Genomic DNA, 26,383 nt, shown 5'->3' on the forward strand with positions numbered 1-26,383 from the left:
GATTACCGTCATCCCAGAGGCGATCGGGCAACTATCGAATCTGACAGTGCTTCACCTCAGTAACAATCAGATTACCGTCATCCCAGAGGCGATCGGGCAACTATCGAATCTGACACTGCTTTCCCTCAGTGACAATCAGATTACCGTCATCCCAGAGGCGATCGGGCAACTATCGAATCTGACAGAGCTTTACCTCAATAACAATCAGATTACCGTCATCCCAGAGGCGATCGGGCAACTATCGAATTTGACAGGGCTTCACCTCTATAACAATCAGATTACCGTCATCCCAGAGGCGATCGGGCAACTATCGAATTTGACTAAACTCGATCTTGAGAACAATAAAATTGAAAAGATTCCTGAATGCTTAGAAACACTGCCAAAACTTGAAAAACTCGATCTCCGCCGCAATCCCCTGCCCATTTCCCCAGAAGTTCTAGGCCCGGTAAACCTGAGCGAAGATCCCGGTACGCCCGCCACCATCTTCAACTACCTCCGCCAACTCCGCAGCGGCGAAGTCCTCCCCCTCAACGAAGCCAAAGTCCTCCTCGTCGGCCAAGGCAGCGTCGGCAAAACCTGTACAACATCGCCCGAATTAAATCTGACCCGGAAGATGAGAAAATCTCGATCGCTGTTAGCGGGCGGGAATCGACGCGACGTTCTTTCCTCAGCATGATTCGCGATACGTTTACAAAAATCCACAATTCTTTTGCGAATCTGGAAATCAGTCAATGGGTGCCGGTTCCGGGTTATCCCGATGCCGATCCGCTGGATTACGAGGAGTTGCTAGGATTGGAGGAGATGGGCGAGAATACAGTGTGCCTTGGGAAACTTAAACTTAAACTGGATTTGCGGCCGTTGTTGGATGGGTATGAGGCGATCGAACTTCGGCGCAGAAAGCAAATGGGCGATAATTTTTTTGACGATCCAGAAGACGGTTATCCTGGGATTAACATTCACGTTCATCAAAAGAATTTCGATCGCCGTTCTAAAACATTTAACCAAAATGGTCAAGGCGATAACTTTGGAGGCGATCGAATTCAAGGAGACAAGATAATGGGCAATGCCGATGAAACTCCCTAACGTTGAAACTGCATTTATTGATATTCAGAAATTGCGTGACTATAGCTTAAACATCGAACACGATCGGGGACAACACAAAGCTCGATTATTTCTTGCTATTCTAGGGTTAAGTGCTGAAGATGCCGAAGACTTGCAATTTATCTTGTTAGAAGCGATTCAAATCTATGATGCCATCTCCACCAGCCAAGATCAATACGGTCAACGCTATGTTGTCGATTTTCCTCTAACTCGCAATGAAAAAACGGCAACAATTCGCAGCACTTGGATTGTACGTCCTACAGAAACTTTTCCGCGACTCACTAGCTGTTACATTCGGAGGTAGATTATGCTAAAGACAATTTCAAAATTACAATTACTCGATGTTGTTGCCATCAAGGAAGATTTACCATCTGGTAATTTACTTGCTGGTCAAGTAGGTACTATCGTCGAGTTCTTGGCCCCAGAAGTTTACGAAGTCGAATTCAGCGACGATGACGGGCAAACTTATGCAATGTTGCCATTACACAGTAGTCAACTGTTACAATTAAAGTACAAGTCTACACCAGAAATTACCCCGATGTCTAACAATACATATCAATACGGTCAAGGCTATAATGTTGGAGGTGATAAAATTGCAGGCGATAAAGTCGCAGGCAATAAAATTATTAATAATGCCAATACCGCCGAAATTCTGCAACTGATTTCATCGATGCGCGAAACAGCCACACAGTTTCCCGAAGACATTCGCGATGGTGTAATTATCGATATTGAAGATGTCGAAGCGGAAATTAAGAAACCAGAGAAGGAAAGGAATCCAGCTAGATTAAAGAAAAGTTTAAAAGCTATTTTAGCGACGACGGCTGCGATCGGAGTTGGTATCTCTGGTGCTGTTGACTTGGCTAATAAGACGATCGATCTAGGTGAAAAAGTAGGAATCGAAATTCAGCTACCGCCAGCCCCCTAAATAGGGCTTGCTGAATAATTTATCGCTTTTTGGCGATCGGGAGTGATTGATTATTCAACCAGAGTTAAAGATGAGTTTTTCCTGCCTCTGGGGGCTAGAGACAAGCTCAGCTTTTTTGTACACGATCGCAGGTGGTGATGCACGGGTTTTGACCTATTCTACCTGTTTATCTTGCACTTTACTCTCGATCGCGCGATCGTATAACCTTTCGCCACGTCAAGTGCGATCGATTATTCAGCAAGCCCTATCTAGAGGCTCTGCCTCGCTTGGGGGATAAAAAGAGGAGGCAGAGCCTCCGGATCTGCGTTCCCAGGCAGAGCCTGGGAACGAGCAAAACGAGCGAAACAGTCAACAATCAACCATTAACTATTTTCAAACCATCTCTGTCGAAACTTGCATGGCTGGCTGTGGCTGGAACTGGAACAGCGCATAAACCACGTTGCGGCGAATATCCGTCATCATATCCAAAAACAGCTCGTAACCTTCAGTTTTGTACTCGATTAACGGGTCTTTTTGGCCGTAACCGCGCAGCCCGACAGACTCGCGCAAAGCATCCATTTGTTGCAAATGTTCCCGCCACAAAGTATCAATTTGCTGCAAAATAAAGAACCGTTCCGCATCTCGCATCAAATCAGCTCGGATTGCATTAACTTCCGATTCTTTCATGTCGTAAGCATTGCGAACTTGTTCGTGGAGGAAAGTCTTAATTTCTTCTACTGACAAATCTTCTAGTTGATCCGGTGTCATGTCAGCTAGCAAATAAACAAATTCCTTCACCTTGCTGACCAGTTTTTCCAGTTCCCACTCTTCCGAAGGTAAATCGGGATTGATGTATGCTCCCACAATGTCGTCCATTGTCTGTTCTGCATACTTAATCACCTGTTCCTTGGAGTCCAAACCTTCTAATACCCGACGGCGTTCGGCATAGATGGCTCGACGTTGATTGTTCATCACTTCGTCATACTCAAATACCTGTTTGCGGATGTCATAATAGTAGGTTTCAACTTTTTTCTGGGCGCCTTCTAAGGAACGAGTTAGCATTCCCGATTCGATCGGCATATCTTCCTCCACCCCAAAAGCTTTCATCAAACCAGCCACCCGTTCCCCACCGAAAATCCGCAGTAAATTATCTTCCAAACTCAAGAAAAACCGAGTAGAACCAGGGTCTCCCTGGCGTCCCGCGCGGCCGCGCAACTGATTGTCAATCCGGCGCGATTCGTGGCGTTCTGTACCGATGACGTGGAGGCCTCCGAAGTTGACCACTTCATCATGTTCGGTGCTGGTAAAAGCATCGTATTCGCTGCGAATTAATTTGTAAACTTCCCGCAGTTTTTGAATTACTGGGTCGTTGGTGGGCGCTTTTTCCGAAGCTACAGCGATTTTATCATCTGCTTCCAATTCCGAGAGCGATCGCTCCCCGTATTCCTTGACAGCCAAATCCACCGCCACCTTCAACATTTGTTCGGCATTTTTCGAGATTTCTGTCGGGAAAATCTGCGCTGAAGCCTTCCAAGACTTCATCTTTTTCTTAGTCGGAGCAAAACCTTGAGCAGCGGGCCTGCCACTAATACCCGGCACTTGTACGGGTACAAATCCTTCCTCATCATCGGGCCTCACAATCCGGGGCATCAAATACTCCCGCAATTTCAACCGCCCCATATACTCGGAATTCCCCCCCAAAATAATATCAGTACCGCGGCCAGCCATGTTAGTGGCGATCGTCACCGCACCCTTGCGTCCGGCTTGAGCAATGATTTCCGACTCTCGTTCCACATTTTCTGGTTTGGCATTCAGCAAGTTGTGAGGAATCCTCAGTTCCGTCAGCAACCTCGACAGCAATTCCGACTTTTCGATACTCGTAGTACCCACCAGCACCGGGCGGCCTTGGCCGTGCATTTCCGCGCATTCTTGGGCTATGGCATTCCACTTACCATTTTCCGTTTTGTAAACCATATCCGACAGGTCTTTACGGCTAGGAATCCGGTTTGTCGGAATCAGCGTCACTTCCAGATTATAAATCTTGCCAAACTCCGCCTCTTCCGTCTTCGCCGTCCCAGTCATCCCCGACAGCTTCGGATAAAGCAAAAAGAAATTTTGATAGGTAATAGTCGCCAGCGTCTGAGTTTCCGGCTGAATTTCCGCCCGTTCCTTCGCTTCGATCGCCTGATGCAAACCATCACTCCAGCGCCGTCCCGGCATCACCCGCCCGGTAAACTCATCAACAATTACCACCTCATTGTCACGGACGATGTAGTTGACATCCTTGATAAACAATTCCTTCGCCTTAATCGCATTAAAAATATAGTGCGCCCAAGGATCTGCTGGATCGTACAAATCCGTAACTCCCAACAACCGCTCAGCTTCCCCAAATCCTTCATCCGTCAATAGCACATTCCGAGCCTTTTCGTCAACTTCGTAATGTTCTTCATTTTCCTTTCTCAGGGCGGCCGCTACCTCAGAGGCCCGGATGTACTTCTGGCTGGGGCGCTCCACTTGGCCAGAAATAATCAGAGGTGTCCGGGCTTCATCGATTAGCACCGAGTCCACCTCGTCAATCACGCAGAAATTAAAAGGACGCTGCACTACCTCTTCCATGACAGTAGCCATGTTATCCCGCAAATAGTCAAAGCCCACCTCGCTGTTCGTCGCGTAGGTGATATCACAGTTATAGTTTTTCTTTCGTTCCCCCTGATCCATCCCCTGCTGAATCAGTCCCACAGTCAATCCCAGGAACCGGTGCACCTGCCCCATCCATTCCGCGTCCCGCCTCGCGAGATAATCGTTGACGGTGATGATGTGTACCCCTTTGCCGTTGAGGGCGTTGAGGTAGGCCGGCAGTGTCGCTACCAGGGTTTTTCCTTCACCGGTTTTCATTTCGGCAATTTGACCTTTGTGCAGGATGATGCCGCCCAGAAGTTGCACATCAAAGTGGCGCATTCCTAAAACTCGCTGTCCCGCTTCCCGCACCACCGCAAAAGCTTCTGGCAAGATTTCGTCTAGAATCTCTTTCTCGTCGTTGAGAGACTTAGCTTTCGCCAGACGTTGTTTAAACTCAGCGGTTTTACCTCTGAGTTGCTCGTCTGTTAGGGCGCGGATTTCTTCTTCTAAGATTGTGATATCAGCTACCCAAGGCTGAAATTTTCTAAGCTTGCGTGCGTTGGGATCGCCGAGCAGATTTTTAAACATGGCAGGAGAGGCAGATTTTTAATAATTTAGCTAGTAGCTTTCAGCTTTAGGGACTGGAGTATTACCCACAGTATTTACCTTTTCCGATTGTAGCAACCATTGGCTCTGCTCTGTGGCCGTCACGGGCGATCGCTTTCTTGTTCCATCCTGCCATCACTGCGTTGCAGAGTGTTTCATCTCCCTTGAACAAAATCTATGCAATTACCGATAAACTGCGTCTGTTGCCCCGTGCTTCTGGGATGGCTTGTCTTTTTTTGAGATGTCGGGGAAAATTTTGTAGTCCCTTTGCCGAAAAAACTAGCTTACATCCCCGGTGGGGATGTAACCGATTCGCGGATGGGGCCGCCTATAATCTTAGCAATCACGCAGTTGTAATTACCAAATAGCAAAAAATATTTAAATAACGTCAAGAACCTATTTAACATGAACGATCGCATTTCTGCACCCAACGTTTACTTATACGCTTTCCAACTCTATCATGACAGCCAGGGCAGCGATCATCCTCTGTGGCAACAATGCGAGCAGATTTTGGCAAAATTTACCTACAGTTATGAAAAACTTACACCCCATCTGGTTTTCCCCACCCATTCTCACCGCTACTGTACCGATTTACTTTCCGATTCTTCCCTCCCTTTTAATACCCGCAATCCCTTGATCGAAGGTTTTGCCCAACCTCGACAAATTCAAGATAGCTATGCTGTCTGTTTAAATATCGGTTGCCGGGAAGATGGCACTGCTAATAATTTAGATGTCAGTTTTATTGAAAATTTTAACCCCAATCAAGCTTTACTCATCAGTGGCGATGACAATTTTTTAGGTCAAACTCTGATTGTTACTGCATGGCTTACTGAACCAAACTTACCCGATAATTTAGATTCCCTCAAACCCCTGGCTGATAAATGTCGCGATTCTTTATTTTCCGGCGATTCTCCCCCTAGTTTTTACCGATCGGGTAAACTGTTTGGTAGCCCGATTTTTGAATACGGTTCACTTACCGATCTTCCCCATTGCCACCACCTCTTTGTCTGGCTCCTGGGCGACAAACAAACTGATGCAGATTTTAACACTTGTCAACAGGAAATATTTAACCTATTATTTCACAGGCACAAAATTATCAAGGCTTTTCAAGACAGCCGCCAGATTTACCAGGAACTTGATACAGAATACCGCACCATAGAGAAAAATATGGAGGTTTTGCAGCAGCAATTTGCCCAGGACACTGTATTAACTTCTTCTCAATTGCAAGAATTGCAGGAACAGTTAAAGCAACTCTTTTGCAAATCTGTAACTTATACTCGCTTGTTGCGGAAACTTGCAGATTTTGATAATACAATTGCCATAAATCTTTACAATTATAGTGAGATTTTGCAGAAAATATGTGTTATGATTGAAAGCGATAAGGAAGAACTATCGATATTAAATAGTTTTAGTATAAAAAATGCGCCTCAGATGCGATCGCAAATAGCAGGGGACTTAGGATATTTCCGACACGGAACCAGTTTAATCGAACAGGCGATCGCCTCCATTAGAGGGATAGTAGAAATAGAACAAGCCAGGAGCGATCGCGCCCACCAAATCGAACTCCGCAACAGCGAAAAAGCAGAGAAGAATCGAGACGATCGCATAGAAAGCAAAGTTCAGGCGATCGGAGTCGGTATAGCAGCAGGTGCCATCTGTGCCTCTAGTGGCACAGACAAACTGTTCGAGACTCTAGAACAAAATCATGTCCCCGCACCCTTAATCCTGTGGCATCCCTTTGTATTTTCATTTTTGCTCAGTGGCGCGATCGCCCTGTTGGCAGCAGGCATCACAGGGTGGCGGACGAAACCCAAAAAGTAGCAAAAAGGGCGATCGAGCAGATCCAACTCAGAAATTTCTCAGAGAGCGAACATCGATCTTAAAGACTAGCCAGCGGTAATACCAACCGAGCTACAACCAAATTACGATCTAAAATTTCCATAGACAGATTTCCCCCCATCAACCGCACCGCCCGCTGACAACTCAATAAAACTTGAAACATCGGCTGATTAAAATTAGCATCACCTAAAATATTCGGTGCAGACATACCATTGAAGATAGCAATTAACTGTGGATCGAACCCACCGCGATCGGTAACAGACAACTCCAGCAAATCCGCCGCGACAATCTGATAGCGAACCTCAATTTTTCCCCCAACGGACGATCGCCGACAAGCAGCCGCCAGCAATTCCCACAGCACCAAATCCAGCTTGATGCTGTCCCCCCGAACGCCCAAAGTCTTACCCGGTGGTAGCGAAACCGACGTCTCCCGGTTGACTTCCAACAAAATTTCTAACTGCTTGATCAGAGGAGCAGCCCGATCGAGCGATCGCTTCAACCAAGCACCCACAGGCACCGCATCCAGTCCAAATTGCGGCCGCCACTGTTCCTGTTTCAAAACCAAATGAATCGACCCCAAAGCATTACCAATCTGACGCAAAACCTGCTGGTAGCGCAAACTTTTGAGAGCATCCTTTTGTTCTTTCCCAGACTGCAAAATCGACTGACTCAACTCCCCCAACTCCTTCACCCCCGTTCCCACAATCCGGTAAAACTCCTCAAAACGCCGCTGCTTATACCAATTGAGCAACTCCAGATCCGATCGCTGCAACGAGCACACAGACTGCACCGCCAAATACCGACGCCACCAAGCCAAATGAGAAGCCATCTGACCGAGTAAATTCACCGATAACTCCGACCATCGACGCCCCCCAGCATCCGCCACCAATAATATACCCGTCGGCTCGTGTTCCGGCGCAGTCCGCAGCGCCACCGCCATCATCTCCCCAATACCCGGACTGCGTAGCCACCGCTTAGTGGCCAGCGGCAATTCACTCATACTGTGTTGCACCACCCCCCCAGCAGCGACAACTTGTTGAATCAAAAAATCAGTTTTGACGGGAATCGCTGCTTCGGGATTGAGGGCAAATACCGGATTCGCCGCCACCGTCACAATCAAAGCTTCCTCTTGGTGAGAATTCCAAGTAATTACCGCCACTAAAGGACACGAAACCGTCTGGGCAACGTATTGAGCAAAGTTGTACTCTAGTTTTTGTCGCGGCAAATCTCGAAAAATCCCTGGTGATGACATCGATATCTGTTCGGGAGATGATTCCAGGGGAGTTTCTAAAGCAGCTAAGCCTGATTTGAGTCCTCGGTAGAATTGTTGGTACTTATCCAGTTCCGAACTCTGCTGCCACTGGTGCAGAATCAGCCCTAGCTGTTGACTGACAACTTGAACTAATTCTCGCTCCGATCGACTCCAATTCCGAGTAGCACTGTGCCCGACAACCAACAAACCCTCTATCGAATGGGAATTTGGGATGGGAGATTGGAGATTCGAGTGTTCTGCTTGTACCCTCGAACTTCTGTCCTCCGACTTCTTACCCCGCGTGCTCAGCGCCAACAGCGAGCGTACACCCGCTTCTGTCAGCACTTCCCGCCAAGCCCCCAATCGCCCGTCTTCCTCCCAATTTTCAATGGCCACTGTTTCGACACCGTTCTCCAGCAGCCGCAAATCCACCAAGTCAAGAGCCTTAAGCGGTGATGGCACTGCTCTGCGGTGACGGGGCAGATTTTGGCACACAATTTCATACCGATCCAGTTCTTCCTCGTACAGCAGCAGCAGAAAGTATTCGCAGTTGAGCCGCCCACAAAGTTGAGCCGCCGTATTTTTCAGAGTCGTTTCCCAGTCAGCATCGCTGTAGATGGCGCGAGCTATGCCCGCTGTTAAATCTCGATCGATCTCCGTTTGCTGAATCCGCCCTTCCATCTCCGACAACGGCACCGTCAGAGCCACCAACTGCCCCACTCCCCGCAGGTAATTTTTTTCATGTTCTTGCCAAATCCGCGGTTCGCTCGCTTCCACAGCCAGAAATCCCAGCAATTCCCCCTCTAACACAATTGGTGCCGCCAGGAGCGATCGCGCCCGAATTTGCTGCATCAACCGCCCGGTAAGTTCGCTTTTGAGAGAACTATGGGATTCTCCGATCCACACGATTTGTTCCTTTGCCAAGGCCTGATAAAACCCTCCCAAGTCTTGGACAGTGATACCAGAAGCTGGTCGGTTGAGCCCGCCCAAACCCGGAGCCACTTGGCGATTGCTGACTCGCCGCCAAAAATAGCGCCGCTCTCGCTCGAACCAATAAACATTCGTCCTTGTCGGCTCGATAAATTCATGGCTGTGTTCGACTACTGTTTGCAAATATTGGTCTAGCGATCGCAATTCCCGCAATTGCGAAATCAGTCCGATCAGTGACTCATCCGGCCGCTTGGTCAAAGTGCGCTGCCAGTCTTTTTCTATTTGATAAAGAGCTGTTGCTAACGCTCCAAATACAATCGTCAGTTGCGTTTTTTCCGCCGACGAAAGCGAGCTTCCCCACTCATCAGTCCCCAGCAAAATTACCCCATAACATCGGTCTTTATAACGCAGCGGAAACAAAATTGCCCCTTGAATATTGAAATTTTGAGCCCATGAACGCCATTCTCCCGCTCTGTTTTCCTCCCGTAAATCCGGCACTACCACAGGCCGAAGCTGAATTACAACTTGTTCTAGCAAATCTCCCGGATTCAAAATAAATCGCTGTTTCAGAAAAGACAAGTCACCGTTAGGCGTCATTCCACCTTTGCCAAACAGTCTATGCCCAGCGCGATCGTACAATCCAATCCAAATTAATCGCCAGTCGAATTCTCCTTGCAAGTATGAGAGAGTTGTCCCAAGCAGCACCTCCACATTCTCATCTTCTCGCAAAGTCTGGAGAACTCGCTCCAAATGTACAATTTGTTGGTCTGAATCCTTCGGTCTTTGCTGGTGGTTCATTTCCAAGCGCCCCTAAAACTTTGTCAAAATCAAAATTAAGAATTAAAATAAAATTCGCAAGACCATCCACTATAATCTAAATTGTCAAAATTATTTTTTCTTATTTAATTATCTAGGATAAGTCATTGGATATTTATCAATTTGGCCTGCGACCACTTTTGTTTTCCCTATTTAAAGCCGATGCCGAATGGCTACACAACCGCACCCTGCAAATTCTCGAATTAGCCGATCGCACCCAGTCCAACCCCGCAACCAGTCGAATTTTAGACCAATTCCAGCAATCTTTTCGACTGCAAGATTCCCGCCTAGAACAATCACTTTGGGGATTGAACTTCCAAAACCCTGTGGGCTTAGCCGCCGGATTTGATAAAAATGGCGTAGCTGCTAGCATCTGGACAAAATTTGGCTTTGGTTTTGCCGAACTCGGCACGGTTACTTGGCAACCACAGCCCGGAAACCCCCAGCCTCGCTTGTTTCGCTTGACAGACGACAGTGCAGCCCTCAATCGCATGGGATTTAACAATCAAGGCGCTCAAGCAATGGCTTCCCGGTTTCAGGCTGCGTACAACAGGGGGAAATTAGACCACTCATACCCCAGCCCTGACTCCCCATTCCCCTTGGGGATTAATCTCGGTAAATCTAAGGTAACACCCTTAGAGCAGGCATCAACAGACTATTTGGAGAGTTTTAAGCTCTTGGTTGATTGGGGAGACTATTTTGTGGTGAATGTTTCTTCCCCCAATACTCCAGGATTGCGATCGCTCCAAGATGCAGCTCAGCTCAGCACAATCTTGGACATTTTGCAACAAACAAATCAGGGCATTAAGCCAATTTTAGTCAAGATTGCCCCGGATTTGGAGTGGGAGGCGATCGCATCTATCCTCGACTTAGCAAAAACCTACCAACTAGCAGGAATTATCGCCACAAACACCACCATCCGCCGCGACGGATTGAAAACACAAATATTACCAGAAACCGGCAAACCAATCAGCGAAGAATCCGGCGGCATTAGCGGCCTTCCCGTGCAGCAACGTTCAACAGAAGTAATCCGATTTATCTGGCAGCAAACAGCAGGAAAATTGCCCATAATTGGCGTTGGTGGCATTTTCACTGCCGACGACGCTTGGGAAAAAATTGCCGCCGGTGCAACTCTCATTCAAGTCTACACCGGTTGGGTTTATGAAGGCCCTTGGATGGTGCGTCGCATTCTCCAAGGATTACTAAACAAGTTAGAAGAAAACGGATTTAATTCAATTTCAGAAGCCGTTGGTTCTGGAAATGTTGAATAACTTTAAAAAATCCACTTCAATCAAATGGGCTTTTTCCAAAAGTGGGATTTAAAGGCGATCGCTATTACATAATTATTCCGCAGTGTTTGCTATAATTACTTAAATCAGATATCAGGTCTGTAGGGTGCGTCAGCTCGATTGCTTATGAGGCAAGGGAAACGCTGAGGGCTGACGCACCCTACAATATTATACGCAACAAAGCGACAAATCCAGCTTGTTCAAAATGTTTATCATAGGCGAGTGCTTCTAATATATTTTGTTGTTGCATAATTTGAAATGATGTGCAATCTGTATGACTCCATGCTTGATCTAGTCGGCTATTATATAGCTCAAGGTCTGTAGGGTGCGTCAGCTCGATTGCTTATGAGGCAAGGGAAACGCTGAGGGCTGACGCACCCTACAATATTATACTATTATATAGCTCAAGTGCGTTTTTAAAGAGTTCATTTGTTTGACTGACTACTTCAATTTCAGGATTATCAAAGGAGTGATTGATAAAATTAACGGCTTTTTGTCTATAAAAAGCCCCCCTTCCTGAAAAGGCATTTAGTAATTCAGTAAATACCATTTCACTGGTAATAATGAGTACATTTTTTAGAGAAATTGTGAGATTTCGAGCTTTTTGATGTAGAGCATCATCGGGATTGAGTAAAGCAATCCAATAACCTGTATCAGCAAAAACTTTTCTCATTCTTCTTCCTTGGGTGAGCCATACAAGTAGCTATCTAGATTTTTTGATAAGTCTATGGGTAGCTGTGCATTCTCTTCCGCTGGTGTTTCAGAATTAATTAGATCTATGAAATTCAAGAAAGATGGAAGATCGGAATTTTCTGAATTAGGGTTTTGAAAATCATTTTGAGTTTTTCTGGATTTAATGAATAGCAAGAAATTTAAAAGTTCTGTCACTAAAGAATCGGGTGTTTGGGCAATCTCACGAATCAATAGTTCTCTTTCTGACATTGTTTTATCCTCCTTCGGAGGTTGCTTGGTTTCTATTTCCTAGTTTATCTCAGATGGAAAACTTTTACAAGTATAGGGGAAAAGTGCGATCGCACTTTTTGACAATTTGGGATGTAAGGGCGATCGCGCTTTTTAGTTACATAGATGAATGATCGTCTGGATACCTACCACTTTCAGGAGTAGTTGGTTGAGGTGGTGGCTCCGGTAGAATCGGAAATTGGCTCGGAAAGCCTGTAACTTTAACTTGGTACTTTGGAATTGACAAGCCATAGGCTATGGAAAAGCGATGGAAGTGACTGTGTTCAATACCACTCATGTCAAATTCGTCTGCTTCAGTCCCACCTTGACCCGGAAATGGAACATCCCTTAAATCATAGACAGGTATGCCTGCGTACTTATGATTGAAAGCAGTGTGTGTAGACTCAATAGTGTGTCGATAAAATTCAGATCTTCCGCCACCACCGCCCAAAAAAACTATTAAACTAGATGAATACTTAAAATACTCAGGGCTTTTTTCCTTGCAAGTTACTATTACTTCAGCTACTTGCCTGTGGATTCGTCTTTGTCCTAGTAAAATCAAGTAAAGTATCATTTGGTTTTCAATTGAAGGCTGATTTCTCAAAGCTCTTTCAATGGATTCAGTTGTTACTTTTCCATTGAATCCAACATCAAAACTGTTAGCTACATGATAATGCTCATTCGGTGATTGCGGTCCAATTTGTTGGGATAAACTCTCAATGTTTTGCAACATTAAATAACTATTATTAACCAGTTGTTGTTCAATTTCAGATTCAGGGATGTCAGCAACTCTCATATTTACTTGTTTAGCTAAAGCATTCATACCTATTGGTTCTACTTCTCCCGTGTAAAATTCAATTGTTGGCTGATTATTTTCACGGAAAAACCGGAAAGATGCACCCTCAATTGTGCCACTACCAACGTCAAAGAAAATGTAGATCCCTGGTTCTGCTTGCCGTGAAATAGTATAAGAATAAACAGCAGCAGCTATTTCTGAACAAGCATCGCAAGGAGTATTCCCGCTAGAAGCATCATTCTTGAGCAGGGTTGCATAATCGTTCAGTTGATTAAATGTCAAGGATTCAGGGTGAGATTCACTAAGTAAGTAAGCCCAGGATAAAACTTCGCCGAACCTGTTAATAGCATTAGACTTAAAGTATTTAACAGGAACGCCGATATTGATACTCCAGCTAATCTTTTGACCCTTGACTAAATCAGCATTATTGTTTAGCACCCAAGCCTTAGCCTTTAAAATAACACGGCTTAGATAATAAGCAGAGATATTTTCAAGATTTTCAGGCGTATTCAAATCAATTTTATTAAATTTTGGTAGAAAATAAAATGAATATCCCTCTCCTTCTTTGGCAAGGTCAATATTAGCTAACCGCATCTTTATAAAATCGACATCTATTTGAGTCTGTGGTTGTGTTTTCCATTCAGACTCAGTTAAACCTGCTAATAACGATCCGTCCCTACATATACCGATCTTAGTTGGAAGTAGGGCTTCATCTAGCTTAGGGCTACCATTAGTAAAGGTGATTACCCAAGAGCGATCCCGATCGGTATCCCGTACACAAACTTTTGTAAATTTTGTACCGAAGTCAATTCCCAAGTTTAAGTTGATAGCCATTAATTTATTCCTCCATAAAAATTAAGCCTGCACATAATGCTGGATTAGAAGTTGTAATCTTACGTTTCTGTTCGATTCTTTTGAGCGTCAGATTCAATTGTTGAGTATTTTTTCCGACCAACCCTGCTATTGCAGGAATCAAACCTGTTTTACCTTGACTATTCAAGTTTTCAATTCGTTGTTCATATTCTTGCCACTTGCGTTTAGCATAAGCTTTAGCACTACCTTCTTGCACATCACATTTGTCTTGATTTTCAGCTTCAAAAGCAACTTCATTCTCGGTAAATGCTATTTGCAAATGTTCCTCACATTTTTCATAAGCACTCAAGACTCGATCGACATCAACTAGATTGATTGCATTAGGTTTTTGTTCTCCAGTAAATGCAGCCTTATTTACCAAGCTTTCTGCTTGATTTTCCGGTAAAATCAAGCCATCTGATAACCGCATTACTTGGTAAGCAAGACGAGTTTCTGTCCGTAATCCTTTCAACTTCCAAAGATGAATAACATAGACATACACTCCTGAGCCTACATCTACATCTTGACTTTTCAATCGGGAAGCAGAGACAAGTTGAAATGTTTGCGCTCCTTCCTCATTTTGTGATTCAGGCTCATACTTATACCGAATCCACTGGATTAAAGGATGGCTGGGAGCGAGCAGTTCATGATGTGGCTTACCCATAATACCAGGAATCTTTGGATCGAAGAAACAAGCAACAGTTTGACTGTGCAAACGAGTCCCTTTCTCAACACCGCGCTGATTGCAAAACAGTTTCAAGTCAGGTTTAGCTTCATCAGATAGCTTGATGTCAAACAAACCCTCTTGCTTCGGATTAGGAGAAATTACTGTTCCCGGATATTGCAACCTAAAAAAATCATTGACAAAAGCTTTAATATCATCTGGATGTAGCCATCTTCTTTGGTCACGACCTTGATTAATCCTACTGAGAATATAATCAGAGAAAGCCACTAGATTCATCGCTTCACTCTCTAGGTTTCTCTGCTGATTTATTTCTCTAGCGATCGCCCGAATGTTATCGTCGGCTCTTTTTTCTAGCTCCTTCTCGCTGAGATCGGAACTCAAGAGGTCAATAATTAACTGTTCTGTGCGTTCCCCCAGGATATCTTCTAAGTCTCCAATACTTTCCTCAAAAATTTTAATCCGTTCGTAAAGTTTTTCGAGAATGTACTCTTCAATTGTATCTTTGAAGCTAAAATGAACGATGCAAATAGTCGCTGATTTTTGACCAAGGCGATCCAATCTCCCTATTCGTTGTTCAACTCGCATTGGGTTCCAAGGTAAATCATAATTAATGATAAATCGGCAAAACTGCAAATCAATCCCTTCACTCCCCACCTCGGATGATAGCAATACAGAGCGAGTATTGTTATTTTTAAAATTCTCTAAAACTTCCTGCTTTTCTTCCCGTTTTATCCCCCCCATAATCAGACAGGTATTAATTCCATCATCTTTAAGACGCTTTTGCAGATATGTTAGAGTATCGCGAAAGAAGGCAAATAGAACAAACTTTTCCTCCTTGTTAGCGCTAATTTCATTCCTGAAAAACTTGATTAATTCTTGATACTTGGTATCAGTTTTTTTCAAGTCTTCGATAAACTGCTCAAATTCTGCTTTCCCTTCGGGAAATGGACAGTCTATATTCTTAGATTTTGGATGGGAAGAATTAAAAATTCGGTCCAGATTTAAGTCGTTCTCTTCTAACTCATCTCCAAAAATTTCGTATAGCAATTCTTCATCATCATCATCTGTGACTAAAAAATCATCCAGAACTCCCTTATTGTTCCATGCTGACAGTGCCGCTACCATACTGCTTGACATTTGTCGCTGACGCGCAATTAGTCTAAATACTGAAACCCCTTTTTGTCCCCTAGCTTGGAGGCGAATTTTATGCGTTATATAATCATAAACCTGCTTTTCTTGTGGGGTAAACTTCACACTTAAGGTTTGAGCTCTCCGTTGAGCTCTGTTTTCCATCACTTCTCGCTTGCGGCTCCTAGTCATAAACTGACCAAAGAGTGAAGAATTTTCTAAGACTTCCCCTAATCTCACTTGCTTTTCAGGGGTGATAGTCTCAGCATCTAATTCAGTGCGTAACTGTTTAAGTCTTGAACTTTTACTGAAGTAATCAGATTTTAGGGCTTCATCAACTGCTTGGCGTGTACCCTCAAGGTCAGGAGAAGTTCGCCAAATTAGCCGCAGTGCATCAACTACAGGTTTATTTGCCTCTAGCATTTTTTCAAAAGTTGCTGAATCAAAAAAATCTTCAGGACTAATGAGTTTAAGTAATTGGTAAAGGTTGGTGCTGCGGATTTGAATGGGTGTGGCTGTGAGTAAAATTAAGTGTCCAGATGCCTCTCTCAACAATTGCCCAAGTTTGTGATTAGCTGTTCCTGGGTTACGAAGATAATGAGCTTCATCAATAATCACTAAGTCAAATAGGCTAAATTCCTCATTAGCTGGATGTGATTCTAGTAGCCGTGCTAGTTCTACTCGCGTGCCTCTGGCATCTTCACCCCAGTTTTTTACCCGTAACCCTTCTAGGCTAGTTACATAGATAAATGAGTGGGGATTTCCTCTCTGTAGGAATGACTGGGTTGTTTTTAGCAACTTCTTAGCATCAACTACTTCTGCATCAAGATTAAAACGATTTTTACTGTCAATCACCCACTTGTCTCGTAACATGGCAGGGCAAACAATTAAAAGACGACGTGCTTCCTCTCGCGCCTGTAATTCTTTCCAGATATACATGGATTCTATTGTTTTACCTAATCCAACTTCATCTGCAATTAATAAACGCCCAACGGGTGAGTCAAGGAATTTTAAAACTGGTTTGAATTGATAGGCATAGAAGTCGGTATTACTCGACTCCATACTGTATAAAATATTAGTGAGTTCTCCCTTGACTTTTTGAAATGTCAGAATGCGACGCAAATCATCAGGAGTTCCGAATCGTCCTGTTTCCATTAAATCTCTGATACTTTCTGGCTGTCCGCAGAGTTCTAATTGGTCATAGAGTTTGTAAGTATTTTCGTTAGGACCAAAATTAACTAAAACTAACAATCTACCTGCGGATTCACTGGTTTTTCCAGTAGTGACACCCCGTTTGCCAGGGTTGTTTCGCATCCGCACTTCTTGGTCGGGAATATTTGGGTTCCATCTTGGTTGTGTCATCGTATTAACTTATTCAATATTTGGATTGGAATTGATTTTTTAACTTTAAAAACCATCTAGCCACTAAGATTGTCTGATGATTCAAGTATTGCTTCTATTTCATCAGAATAACTGTAAGCTTTTTGCCAAACTTTATTAATAAATGAGTCCGAACCTACGTCATATACTTCGGGGAATTCAGTTTGTATGATTGCTTTGAATTGTGAGCTGAAAGGTTTCTTCATTACTTTCAATTGAAAGCACTCCATAGAAAGTTCATAACATAACATATTCTTACTTATAAGCTCACTTAAGTATGGGCAAACTTTGTAATCCTTGGATTTTTCAAACTTCTGAGTTGCGAATTTAGCTGGAGCTATCACACCTGATAAATCTCCATAGTTAACACCGACGCTTAATCTAGCATTCACTTTTCCAAATTCATCCAAGGCTGTATGAGCAAGATTAGTTGTTAATAATTTAGCTTCCGATTGAGCCGCCTCGATCAAGATTCTTTTTTGTTCTTCCTGCCTTAACCTTTCCTGTTCAGCTTCTTCAGCCTTTTGTAAAGCTTCTTCAGCCTTTTGTAAAGCTTCTAGCTGTCGCTTAGCAGCAGCAGCTTTCCCAGTTGGAGTATTTTGATACTTTACATAAGCAATACTTGCTGCAATAGCTAGAATAACTGCCAAGGTGAAATCCACAAAAAGCATGAAGAATGCTATTACACTCAAGATTATAAATGCAGCATTCCATTGATTGTCTGATAATAGTTCTGTTGACGTTTCATTAAGAATTTGTATTAAGGATGGCTCCTGGGTTGTTTCTGCATACGAATTATTAGCCGAAAGCTGATTTGTAGTATTCACTCCTAGATTATGGGACGATTGACTTGCTCGTGCCACCAACTCAAACTCTCGATTCCACGCCGGAAAATCCTCACCCGCCTGCTGCCCGTAAACCTTCACAGAAGCGATCGCCCCCGCCTTCAAATTCGTCAACTCCCTGCGAACAACCCTAATAGAAGCCTCCTCATCAGGAACCAGATCGCCCTCCAGCATCACCTGTAAACAACCATCTTGCAAACTCGCAGTCGCACTAATCCCCTTATTCTGTAACGGCAGATTTAACAGACTGGCGATCGCCTCCACATCCCCAAGCTTAGCCCGTTCCTTCAAACTAAGCTGATTTGACTCCGTATTCTCACTAGAACTTGCCCGCCCCTGTGTTACATTCGCAACAGGCAATTTTTGCCCCGCCACTTCAAACTCTTGACTCCACGCCGGCACTTTTGCGCCCGTCTGTCGCCCGTAAACCTTCACTTTCTCAATGGATGCAGCACCCAAGCCAGCGAGCGACTTACTCACCCACGCGGACATGACTTGCTGACTAGGCGCTTCTGCCGATTCCAGCATCACCTGTAAACAACCATCCTTAAGGGAAGCTGCGGCGGTGATGCCCTTGGGTTGTAGCTGGCGGTTCAGCAGAAGCGCGATCGCCTTTGCATCTCCCTGTTTAGCGAGTTCCAGAATATTCTGCTGTGTCATAACAGGTAGATACAAGTAGCGCTGAGCATAATATTTTGCTGTCTTAAGTATAAATTATTCCCTAAGTGTCAAATCTTGTCAAGCCAGATAAAGCCATGTTTAGTAGTTTTTTTTAATTGCAACTAGGTCATAAAAAGTAATATTTAGTTGGTCAAGTTTGAAAAAGTCATGTTTAGTTAGGTTACAATCAAGTCAAACCCTTGCATCTACGTGACTAATGGACGTTGAAGAAGCCTTAAAATTTACTGACAATCTAGCTTTGACTACTACGGGAAAACACTTAGATAGTCTGCAAAAAGCTATACTACGTGGCGCTTGGAACAATCAAAAATATAAGGAAATTGCACAGCATCACAACCGTTCAGAGAAATACATTAAAGAAGTTGGCTTTAAATTATGGAAACTTCTATCAGTTGCATTAGGCGAGGAACAAGTATCTAAAGCAAATTTTAGAGAAAAATTAGAAAATTGGCGATTTTCTAATATCTCATGTTTCGGGAAAGACTATATACAAATTGGTAGCGTCTCTGCTGAGACTTTGCACTCCCTAAAAATCTCACAACCTGAACCGCAAGACCAGGATAGATTTAACGAAAAAACAAGCAATTCCGAACCTAAAATACATTTAGACTTAGGCGATGCACCAGAACCCAACCTATTCTATAACCGCACATCCGAACTTTCCACCCTCGAAAACTGGATTTTAGCCCGCACCCGTCTCATCACCATCTTAGGCTTATCCGGTATTGGCAAAACCGCCCTGACACTCCAACTAATCCCACAAATTCAACACGAATTCGACTACATCATCTGGCGAAGTCTCCGCAACTCTCCACCCCTGGCCTCACTCCAAACCGACTTAATTAAATTCCTCTCCCAGCAGCAAGAAACTAACCCCCCCAACCCCCCCTTATCAAGGGGGGGCGAAGAGATTAAGCCTCCGTCTCTTTCTCCCCCCCTTAGCAAGGGGGGGCTGGGGGGGGTAATCAACTATTTACGATCGCACCGCTGTCTGATTATCCTCGATGATATCCAAACCATTTTCAGCAGCGGACAACTCGCAGGCAATTACCAACCAGGCTATGAAAATTACGGCACATTCTTCAAACAAATAGCCGAGTCATCCCACAACAGTTGCTTAATCCTCCTGAGTTGGGAAAAACCCAGAGAAATCGCCACCTTAGAAGGCGAAAACCGCCCCTGCAAATCACTGCAACTCAACGGTTTAGGCCAGGAAGCACAAGAAATATTCAGAGAAAAAGGTTTAGGAGAACCGGAGAAATGGTCAGCACTAATCGACCTTTACCGAGGCAATCCATCCTGGTTAAATATAATTGCCACATTGATTCAAGACTTATTCGGTGGCAGCGTTTCCGAATTCCTATCCTATGATACCCTATTCTTAGGTGACTTAGAATCACTATTGGAGCAGCAGTGCGATCGGCTAACCGCATCAGAACAAAAAGTTATGGGTTGGCTAGCAAGTACATCCGAACCAGCCGACATCTCAAAAATACCAGAAAAACTGCAACTATCACCGCCAGAACTATTGAAAGTCATCCAATCTTTAGGGCGCAGGTCATTAGTTGAAACTGTAAAGCAAAATGGGCGATCGCACTTCACAATCTTGCCAGTAATCAGAGAGTATATAATCAACAAAACCCGAAACAAAAACTGATAAAATTATTCAACTTAGTGCGATCGGCAGAAATCGGGTTTTTTACGAAAATATCGAACGGCGGAATCCCCTCTCCCTCTAATTGCTAATTGCTAATCCCAAAGCACTAAGTTGAGCTTGCGCCTTCTGAAGCGACTCCAGCCATTCCCTTTCAGGATCGCTATCAGCCACAATACCCGCACCCACCTGTCCCCAAACAATTCCCCCCGAACTACCATCACTTTTTTTCGCATATAAAAGAGTACGAATCAAAATATTTAAATCCAAATTACCCCGCCAGTCCAAATAACCACAGGAACCATAAAACAAACTACGCTTCACTGGTTCCAACTCTTCAATAATTTCCAGACAACGCACCTTCGGACAACCCGTAATCGTACCCCCCGGAAATACTGCTCGAATTAAGTCGATCGCATCACAATCTACTCTTAATTTACCAATCACATTACTAACCAGGTGCATCACATGACTATAGCGCTCAACCGTCAGAAACTCATTAACTTGTACAGACCCCCATTCACACACTCTCCCGATATCATTACGCTCTAAATCCACAAGCATAATATGTTCCGCAATTTCCTTAACATTCTCCACTAAATCCTGTGCTAACTGGTCATCTTGAATAGAAGTTAAACCCCGCGCCCGCGTTCCGGCGATCGGTCTGGTATCAACTTTATTACCTGATAATTGCACCAGTCTTTCCGGCGAACAACTAATAATATCACCCCAAGGAGTTTGCCAATAACTCGCAAAAGGAGAAGGATTAATCTGGTGCAAAGCCCGATAAATTGACCAACTATCACAATCCGTACTAGCTTCAAACCGTACAGATAAATTAGCTTGAAAAATATCACCAGAATAAATATATTTTTGAGCTTTTTCTACAATTTTTTCATATTCATTTTGAGATAATTGTAAATTACAACTCGCAGCATTATCCTGAGAATTTTCAGCTAATTTTTTATGTGCAATCTCTCGCTTTATTAGCTCTAATTGATGCTGCATCACATCAAGCTGAGAACTTTGACTCGCCGCCAACCAGAGACTTTGCTCTTGGTGATCTAACACAGCAAAAGATGCTGGTTCATACCAACAACTCACCGGAAAAGGCAGCGGATCAGTATTAATTTGAGGTAGTTGCTCAATTTCCCATGCTAAATCATAACCCAGCCATCCCAACCAACCCCCAGTAAAAGGAATCGACGGTGGCACATTCAATTCTAAATTTTGCTTTTGATGGTGGAGAATATTGCGTAAAAAAGGTAAAATTTCACCTACAGGCGGTGTCCATAGTTGAGATTGACCATCAATTATCCGGGGAGAACCCGCACAAATAGAATATCGTGCCAAGTTACTCGTAGATGTCACAGGACTTTCTAGTAGAACCGCCATATCTTGATGCGGTAAATCCGAGATAGATTCTGTAGAGTCTGCGGTTTTACCAATCAGAAATAAAGCCTGAAAAATCTCCGATCCACTACGTTGATTTAGGGGAAGCTTTCGCCAATGCCAAGGTTTTATTGATGTCATAATTATCGTTCTAATATACTATAGCCTTTCTCAGTTAGGTGAGGTGAGCGTGTAATGGGTAATGGGTAATGGAGCATGGGGAACCCCCCCTGACCCCCCCCCTGGGGGGGAAGGGCATAGGGCATTACCAATTACCAATTACCAATTACCTATTACCTATTACCTATTACCTATTACCAATTCTCGATATTATCTCAAATCCCTAAATTTCAAATCCATTGACTTTCCAAACATCTTGATTTGGCTCTTTTTTGAGCCTCATCCAGCCTCGAACAGAGTTCATCAGAAATAAAGTCTCGCTAGGGCGCAAATCCTCTAAGGTTATCGACTGTTCTGTGATTTTTCCTTCGGCAAGCAGTTGAGCTCTCAAAGTCCCTGGTAATAAACCACACTCCACAGGAGGTGTGATTAAGCCTGTGGGAGTTTCGATCGCCACATTCGCGATCGTTGATTCAGTCATCTCTCCTTGTTCGTTCCACAGCAACACATCCTGATATTCGGGTTGTGACTCCAGAGCTATTGTATAAGGTAAGCGGTAAGTTGTCTTATGGTACAAAAATGGGATTTGAGAATCGATCGGCTTCCTGGCAATTCCCACAGATGCACCAATTTTTAAACTACCACGCTCTAGGGTCTGAGCTTGTAATGTTAGTCTACCATCCCTAGATACTGTTAATCTTACTTTTTTTTCAATATTTCCCAAGCTAATAGTTAATGCTTGTAAGGATTTGTAGACTTCTGCTAATGATAGATTAAAATTAAAATATTCAGCCGATCGCTCTAATCTTTCAAGATGTCTATTTAGTAAAAAATAACCCCGATCTGGTTGCCACAAAAGTGACTCCAATAATTCAAAATTTGGCAGTTGTTCAAGCATTTACACGATGTGAATAAGTTACTCAACCCATGTTGATTTTACTTGCGTTGAGACAGTTCTGCCATCGACCAAGTGAAACTGACCATCATCAAGCGGGCTAGAGCCTTTAAACGGTCTTCACCGTGACTCCCAAATACTTGGGACGCAGTTTTAGATTTCACATTGACAGGCAATTCTTCCGCAGTTACTATTGATTGTTCCCAGTCCGCATCAGATGTTCCTAGTCCCAATGGAGGCTGATTCTGTTTGTGGCTCATTTTGACTCACTTCCTTGACTTATTCGATACCTAAGCCCTACTACAAATGCTGACTATGTGTATCCGGCATTTTGCCATATCATTTAATTTCAAAAAAATCACAATTTCCCAATTTCCATTATTTTATTTAGCTATACCAATCCTAAATCATTTGTGAATTTCTTACTCCCTCCCCGCGGCTTCGGGGAGGGTTGGGGTGGGGTGAAAAATTTACGACTCCTGCAAGGATTGCTATATGTGACTAAAATTACTAAAGTGTGATGATTACCTAATGGTAATATGCTCGAAAAGCTGGTATGCTAAAACCCTAGGAATACAATTCCCAGATAATTTTAGGCAATTTACGATCGAACTGAAACTCCGTCTCTGTAAAGTAGTAAATTTAAGGTGTAGAACAAATGGCAATTTATGTGGATACCGCAATTATAACAGAAGCCCAGTTAGCGAGTCAGTGGGGATGGGTAGGGGGAATTACTACCAATCCTACACTTTTGGCAAAAAGCAATTTCTCTCCAGCAGTGACGCTACAAGAACTGGCACAAATCATTCCAGGGGAATTGTATTATCAGCTAACAGCATCTGATTTTGATGGGATGGTAGCAGAAGGAAAAGCAGCTTTTGAATTAATTGGACAGCAAACAGTCTTAAAAATTCCCGCCACCATCCCCGGTTTCCAAGCAGTAGCACACCTATCACCGGAAATTCCTTGCGCGGTTACAGCTATTTACAGCCCCTCCCAAGCAGTTGTGTCAGCAGAAGCTGGGGCAAAATATGCGATCGCCTATGTGAATCGCGCCACCAGACTTTTGGGAGACGGTTTTGCCCTAGTCAGGGATATGGCAAATGTCTTGAAAAAAACTAATACTGAAATTTTAGCAGCTAGCATTAAATCGCCGGAAGAAGCGGTGCAGACTTTATTAGCTGGAGCACATCATTTGACATTGCCTTTGGATGTATTGCAGGCGATCGCCCTTCATGAATTGTCACAGCAAACTGTTGATGAATTTGCGAAAAATGGGCGCGGAATTGTTTCGTAATCTCGTTCTAAGGAATTCGCCAAATCTTAATCGTGCGATCGGGACTACCACTGACTAAGTTTTTGCTATTTTTACTAATCGCAATAGAATTCACAAACTGACTGTGACCAGAAAGAGTGCTTCTTTCTTGTCCGGTCTTGACATCCCAAACTATAATATCCGCACCACCACTGATTAAAGAGCGGTTATCCGGGCTAAAAGCGATCGCCCTGACCCAACTTCCATGCCCTTCCAGCGTGCGAGTCCGTTTGCCATTTTGTGCGTTCCACAAACGGATAGTATTGTCACTGCTACCACTAGCCACAACTTGCCCATTGGGGCTAAAAGCCACCGCATTCACAGCCCGCCCATGACCGGCGAGAATTCTTCTGACATCTCCGCTTTTGACATTCCACAAACGTACAGTCTTGTCTTCGCTGCCACTAGCCAAAGTTTGACCGTCTGGGCTAAAGGCGATCGCATTTACTCCTCCCCCGTGACCCATCAAAGTCAACAACTTACTTCCCGTTCTGACATTCCACAAGCGAACAGTTTTATCATCACTAGCACTAGCCATAGTCTGACCGTCTCGGCTGAAAGCGATCGCATTCACCCCGCGGCTGTGAGCGGGAATTGTCAGCATCCGCCGACCGTTTTTTAAATCCCACAAAATCACATTATTATCGTCGCCACCACTAGCTAAAATTTCGCCATTGGGACTCACTGCCAGAGCATTCACCGATTTTTTAGAATGCACTTGATTGAGCGTCTTCACCACCTCTCCCGTCGTCAGATTCCAAATTCTAATCGTGCCAAAACTGGCACTGACCAAAGTTTTACCATCCGCAGAAAGGGCGATGTTATTTACACTCCCGACATTATCCAAACTATTTTCCAAAAACTGACTGCTAGGCAAACTAGAAAGCAGCCACATGGGATTTGCCGGAAATACCTTATAACGCAGGGAACCGTAAATTTGAGACCCGCCCACAGCCACCAGTAACACAGCAGCGCCAGCCAGCAACTTGTTTTTCCACTCAAACCTGTCTGAACCAGACTTCTTCAAGCCAGAGTTCAGCGGTCTGAGCCGATTTCCCGAACTCTGCTTAGTCATCCCAGACACGCCAGGATTCGCCCGAATTTTAGTTTGACCAGTCGTCGGTAACTGAGTTGGCAACTCAGGCTCCCCCTCATCCAGATTAATTTCTTCCAAGCACTGTAAAACAACCTGTGGACTTTGAGGTCGATTTCCCGGAAAAGGCGCCATCAAATAGTCAATCACATTCGCCACAGCATCGGAAACTTGAGGAGCCCCTTTGCGCCACATCAATTTACCCGTGCGTGGATTCTCAGGAAAAGCCGTCGGTGGTTTCCCCGTCAGTAAATAAACAAAAGTGCGTCCCAGAGCAAAAAAATCTGACTGGGGAACGGCCTTACCATTGGTTTGTTCCGGCGGTGTGTAACCAGGAGAAACAATACCTGTCACATTTCCGCCCTGACCCACTTTGGCGAAATAAGTCGCCGACACTTCCCTAGCAGTCCCGAAGTCAATCAGCACCAACTGACCGTTTGGCTTGCACATAATATTGTGCGGCTTGATGTCCCTGTGAAAATAATTCAGTCTGTGAACCAGATCTAAAATTTCCGACAGTTGTTTCAACCAATTAACAGCCAGTTCTTGAGTAATCGGGCGACCCCTATGTTTCAGCCAGTCCTGCAAATTAGCACCGGCAATTTTCTCCATGATCAGACAGTGAAAAGACTCCGTGGTGTTAGCCGGGGAAAATATAAAATAACCGTCGCGGTCTACTTTCGGAATGCCCGGATGTCTCAGCCTGACCAATACGTCGGCTTCTTGCTTAAAAAGTTCTACAGCTTTGGGATGTTCTTTGAGGAGGACTTTGAGCACTTTTCGGGTGCCGTTGTCGTCCACTTCAAAAGTTTTACCAAAACCCCCGCCTCCGAGAGGGGCGACCAAGCGATATCTACCTTGCAACAAAAGTTCTGAACCGCAGTGAAGACACGCGGACTTACCAGCATTGGCAGGATCGGAGGGATTCGGGCATTTGGGATTGAGGCAATAACTCACAGAAGCCACATAACCCTAGTTGAGGTTGCTTTATCAATGTTTACTTTAACATCTTGATACTTTCAATTCAGATTTTCTCTGACATCTGGAGAGAATCCAAATATGACACACTCTTCAGAAATATCTTTGAGCATGGTATCTAAAATTGCGATCGCTACGCCTCTAATCGCCAATTAATTGGACAAACGTGGACTCAGCATACAAAAGAAAACCTTGGCACCTCAAAAGTGGTCATTCTTTTTGGCATACCTGCTGGCATCACAGGATAGAGGCT

20 protein-coding genes are annotated in these 26,383 nt (G+C 44.2%); 9 read left to right on the top strand and 11 right to left on the bottom strand.

Annotation, left to right across the window (positions count from 1 at the left end; all coding sequences use genetic code 11):
• The 5 genes from ACBR23_RS23935 to ACBR23_RS23955 form a co-directional block, all read left to right on the top strand.
• The coding region (locus tag ACBR23_RS23935) for a leucine-rich repeat domain-containing protein (RefSeq protein WP_371125692.1) at nt 1-676 on the top strand (676 nt) is incomplete at its 5' end.
• Nucleotides 673-1,083, top strand: a complete 411-nt coding sequence (locus ACBR23_RS23940; RefSeq protein ID WP_371120561.1) for a hypothetical protein — start codon at nt 673-675, stop codon at nt 1,081-1,083. The genes ACBR23_RS23935 and ACBR23_RS23940, both read left to right, overlap by 4 nt.
• Nucleotides 1,070-1,405 (top strand): DUF6883 domain-containing protein, encoded by a 336-nt coding sequence (locus ACBR23_RS23945; RefSeq protein WP_341740143.1) that lies wholly within the window; start codon nt 1,070-1,072, stop codon nt 1,403-1,405. The genes ACBR23_RS23940 and ACBR23_RS23945 overlap by 14 nt, the downstream gene beginning before the upstream one ends.
• Before the next feature lie 3 nt (nt 1,406-1,408).
• Nucleotides 1,409-2,026: a DUF4926 domain-containing protein gene (locus ACBR23_RS23950; RefSeq protein WP_371120560.1), complete on the top strand. Its 618-nt coding sequence runs from the start codon at nt 1,409-1,411 to the stop codon at nt 2,024-2,026.
• 70 nt (nt 2,027-2,096) lie between these two features.
• Complete coding sequence (locus ACBR23_RS23955; RefSeq protein ID WP_371115980.1) at nt 2,097-2,303, top strand: hypothetical protein; 207 nt, start codon at nt 2,097-2,099, stop codon at nt 2,301-2,303.
• Between the two features lie 95 nt (nt 2,304-2,398).
• Here the strand turns inward: ACBR23_RS23955 and secA are convergent, their stop codons facing one another.
• Nucleotides 2,399-5,212 carry a preprotein translocase subunit SecA gene (secA, locus tag ACBR23_RS23960; RefSeq protein ID WP_371120559.1) on the bottom strand — a complete coding sequence of 938 codons (2,814 nt, stop codon included), beginning with the start codon at nt 5,210-5,212 and terminating at the stop codon, nt 2,399-2,401.
• 423 nt (nt 5,213-5,635) lie between these two features.
• Here secA and ACBR23_RS23965 point away from each other — a divergent pair, with 423 nt between their 5' ends.
• Nucleotides 5,636-7,051: a hypothetical protein gene (locus ACBR23_RS23965; RefSeq protein ID WP_371120558.1), complete on the top strand. Its 1,416-nt coding sequence runs from the start codon at nt 5,636-5,638 to the stop codon at nt 7,049-7,051.
• Nucleotides 7,052-7,109: 58 nt separating this feature from the next.
• Here ACBR23_RS23965 and ACBR23_RS23970 read toward each other — a convergent pair whose 3' ends face one another.
• Entirely contained in the window at nt 7,110-10,049 is a 2,940-nt protein-coding gene (locus ACBR23_RS23970) for a GAF domain-containing protein (RefSeq protein ID WP_371120557.1), read from the bottom strand.
• Between the two features lie 125 nt (nt 10,050-10,174).
• Here ACBR23_RS23970 and ACBR23_RS23975 point away from each other — a divergent pair, with 125 nt between their 5' ends.
• The gene (locus ACBR23_RS23975; protein ID WP_371120556.1) at nt 10,175-11,338 is read left to right on the top strand and encodes a quinone-dependent dihydroorotate dehydrogenase; all 1,164 of its coding nucleotides are present in this window, start codon (nt 10,175-10,177) and stop codon (nt 11,336-11,338) included.
• A 397-nt stretch (nt 11,339-11,735) separates the two neighbouring features.
• Here the strand turns inward: ACBR23_RS23975 and ACBR23_RS23980 are convergent, their stop codons facing one another.
• The 5 genes from ACBR23_RS23980 to ACBR23_RS24000 form a co-directional block, all read right to left on the bottom strand.
• Nucleotides 11,736-12,029: a type II toxin-antitoxin system VapC family toxin gene (locus tag ACBR23_RS23980; RefSeq protein WP_371120555.1), complete on the bottom strand. Its 294-nt coding sequence runs from the start codon at nt 12,027-12,029 to the stop codon at nt 11,736-11,738.
• Nucleotides 12,026-12,298 carry a hypothetical protein gene (locus tag ACBR23_RS23985; RefSeq protein WP_371120554.1) on the bottom strand — a complete coding sequence of 91 codons (273 nt, stop codon included), beginning with the start codon at nt 12,296-12,298 and terminating at the stop codon, nt 12,026-12,028. Before ACBR23_RS23985 ends, ACBR23_RS23980 begins: the two co-directional genes overlap by 4 nt.
• Nucleotides 12,299-12,434: 136 nt before the next feature.
• Complete coding sequence (locus ACBR23_RS23990; protein WP_371120553.1) at nt 12,435-13,946, bottom strand: hypothetical protein; 1,512 nt, start codon at nt 13,944-13,946, stop codon at nt 12,435-12,437.
• Nucleotides 13,947-13,950: 4 nt separating this feature from the next.
• The gene (locus ACBR23_RS23995) at nt 13,951-17,139 is read right to left on the bottom strand and encodes an SNF2-related protein (RefSeq protein ID WP_371120552.1); all 3,189 of its coding nucleotides are present in this window, start codon (nt 17,137-17,139) and stop codon (nt 13,951-13,953) included.
• Nucleotides 17,140-17,195: 56 nt separating this feature from the next.
• Nucleotides 17,196-18,662, bottom strand: a complete 1,467-nt coding sequence (locus ACBR23_RS24000; protein ID WP_371120551.1) for a hypothetical protein — start codon at nt 18,660-18,662, stop codon at nt 17,196-17,198.
• A 217-nt stretch (nt 18,663-18,879) separates the two neighbouring features.
• Here ACBR23_RS24000 and ACBR23_RS24005 point away from each other — a divergent pair, with 217 nt between their 5' ends.
• Entirely contained in the window at nt 18,880-20,340 is a 1,461-nt protein-coding gene (locus tag ACBR23_RS24005; RefSeq protein WP_371120550.1) for an NB-ARC domain-containing protein, read from the top strand.
• Nucleotides 20,341-20,418: 78 nt separating this feature from the next.
• On the opposite strand, the gene ACBR23_RS24010 is transcribed toward ACBR23_RS24005, so the two are convergent.
• The 3 genes from ACBR23_RS24010 to ACBR23_RS24020 all read right to left on the bottom strand — a co-directional run bounded on the left by ACBR23_RS24010 (nt 20,419) and on the right by ACBR23_RS24020 (nt 23,004).
• Entirely contained in the window at nt 20,419-21,870 is a 1,452-nt protein-coding gene (locus ACBR23_RS24010; protein WP_371120549.1) for an anthranilate synthase component I, read from the bottom strand.
• A gap of 202 nt (nt 21,871-22,072) precedes the next feature.
• A complete protein-coding gene (locus ACBR23_RS24015) occupies nt 22,073-22,747 on the bottom strand; it encodes an aminotransferase class IV (RefSeq protein ID WP_371120548.1) in 675 nt (224 codons plus the stop codon).
• A 38-nt stretch (nt 22,748-22,785) separates the two neighbouring features.
• Entirely contained in the window at nt 22,786-23,004 is a 219-nt protein-coding gene (locus ACBR23_RS24020) for a hypothetical protein (protein WP_371120547.1), read from the bottom strand.
• Between the two features lie 398 nt (nt 23,005-23,402).
• Between ACBR23_RS24020 and ACBR23_RS24025 the strand changes: the two genes are divergently transcribed.
• The gene (locus tag ACBR23_RS24025) at nt 23,403-24,041 is read left to right on the top strand and encodes a transaldolase family protein (protein WP_340517438.1); all 639 of its coding nucleotides are present in this window, start codon (nt 23,403-23,405) and stop codon (nt 24,039-24,041) included.
• A gap of 7 nt (nt 24,042-24,048) precedes the next feature.
• Here ACBR23_RS24025 and ACBR23_RS24030 read toward each other — a convergent pair whose 3' ends face one another.
• Nucleotides 24,049-26,118 carry a protein kinase gene (locus ACBR23_RS24030; protein WP_371115990.1) on the bottom strand — a complete coding sequence of 690 codons (2,070 nt, stop codon included), beginning with the start codon at nt 26,116-26,118 and terminating at the stop codon, nt 24,049-24,051.
• Between the last annotated feature and the right edge of the window lie 265 nt (nt 26,119-26,383).

Origin of the sequence: Microcoleus sp. (assembly GCF_041354475.1) — a bacterium.
Taxonomy (GTDB): domain Bacteria; phylum Cyanobacteriota; class Cyanobacteriia; order Cyanobacteriales; family Microcoleaceae; genus Microcoleus.

Bases quoted from the DNA above. Each gene is read 5' to 3' on its own strand.
- ACBR23_RS23945 (WP_341740143.1), top strand. From the start codon at position 1,070: ATGAAACTCCCTAACGTTGAAACTGCATTTATTGATATTCAGAAATTG.
- ACBR23_RS24015 (WP_371120548.1), bottom strand. From the start codon at position 22,747: ATGCTTGAACAACTGCCAAATTTTGAATTATTGGAGTCACTTTTGTGG.
- ACBR23_RS23965 (WP_371120558.1), top strand. From the start codon at position 5,636: ATGAACGATCGCATTTCTGCACCCAACGTTTACTTATACGCTTTCCAA.
- ACBR23_RS23990 (WP_371120553.1), bottom strand. From the start codon at position 13,946: ATGGCTATCAACTTAAACTTGGGAATTGACTTCGGTACAAAATTTACA.
- ACBR23_RS23940 (WP_371120561.1), top strand. From the start codon at position 673: ATGATTCGCGATACGTTTACAAAAATCCACAATTCTTTTGCGAATCTG.
- ACBR23_RS23985 (WP_371120554.1), bottom strand. From the start codon at position 12,298: ATGTCAGAAAGAGAACTATTGATTCGTGAGATTGCCCAAACACCCGAT.
- ACBR23_RS23955 (WP_371115980.1), top strand. From the start codon at position 2,097: ATGAGTTTTTCCTGCCTCTGGGGGCTAGAGACAAGCTCAGCTTTTTTG.
- ACBR23_RS23995 (WP_371120552.1), bottom strand. From the start codon at position 17,139: ATGACACAACCAAGATGGAACCCAAATATTCCCGACCAAGAAGTGCGG.
- ACBR23_RS24000 (WP_371120551.1), bottom strand. From the start codon at position 18,662: ATGACACAGCAGAATATTCTGGAACTCGCTAAACAGGGAGATGCAAAG.
- ACBR23_RS23980 (WP_371120555.1), bottom strand. From the start codon at position 12,029: ATGAGAAAAGTTTTTGCTGATACAGGTTATTGGATTGCTTTACTCAAT.
- ACBR23_RS24025 (WP_340517438.1), top strand. From the start codon at position 23,403: ATGGCAATTTATGTGGATACCGCAATTATAACAGAAGCCCAGTTAGCG.
- secA (WP_371120559.1), bottom strand. From the start codon at position 5,212: ATGTTTAAAAATCTGCTCGGCGATCCCAACGCACGCAAGCTTAGAAAA.
- ACBR23_RS23970 (WP_371120557.1), bottom strand. From the start codon at position 10,049: ATGAACCACCAGCAAAGACCGAAGGATTCAGACCAACAAATTGTACAT.
- ACBR23_RS24010 (WP_371120549.1), bottom strand. From the start codon at position 21,870: ATGACATCAATAAAACCTTGGCATTGGCGAAAGCTTCCCCTAAATCAA.
- ACBR23_RS24020 (WP_371120547.1), bottom strand. From the start codon at position 23,004: ATGAGCCACAAACAGAATCAGCCTCCATTGGGACTAGGAACATCTGAT.
- ACBR23_RS23950 (WP_371120560.1), top strand. From the start codon at position 1,409: ATGCTAAAGACAATTTCAAAATTACAATTACTCGATGTTGTTGCCATC.
- ACBR23_RS24005 (WP_371120550.1), top strand. From the start codon at position 18,880: ATGGACGTTGAAGAAGCCTTAAAATTTACTGACAATCTAGCTTTGACT.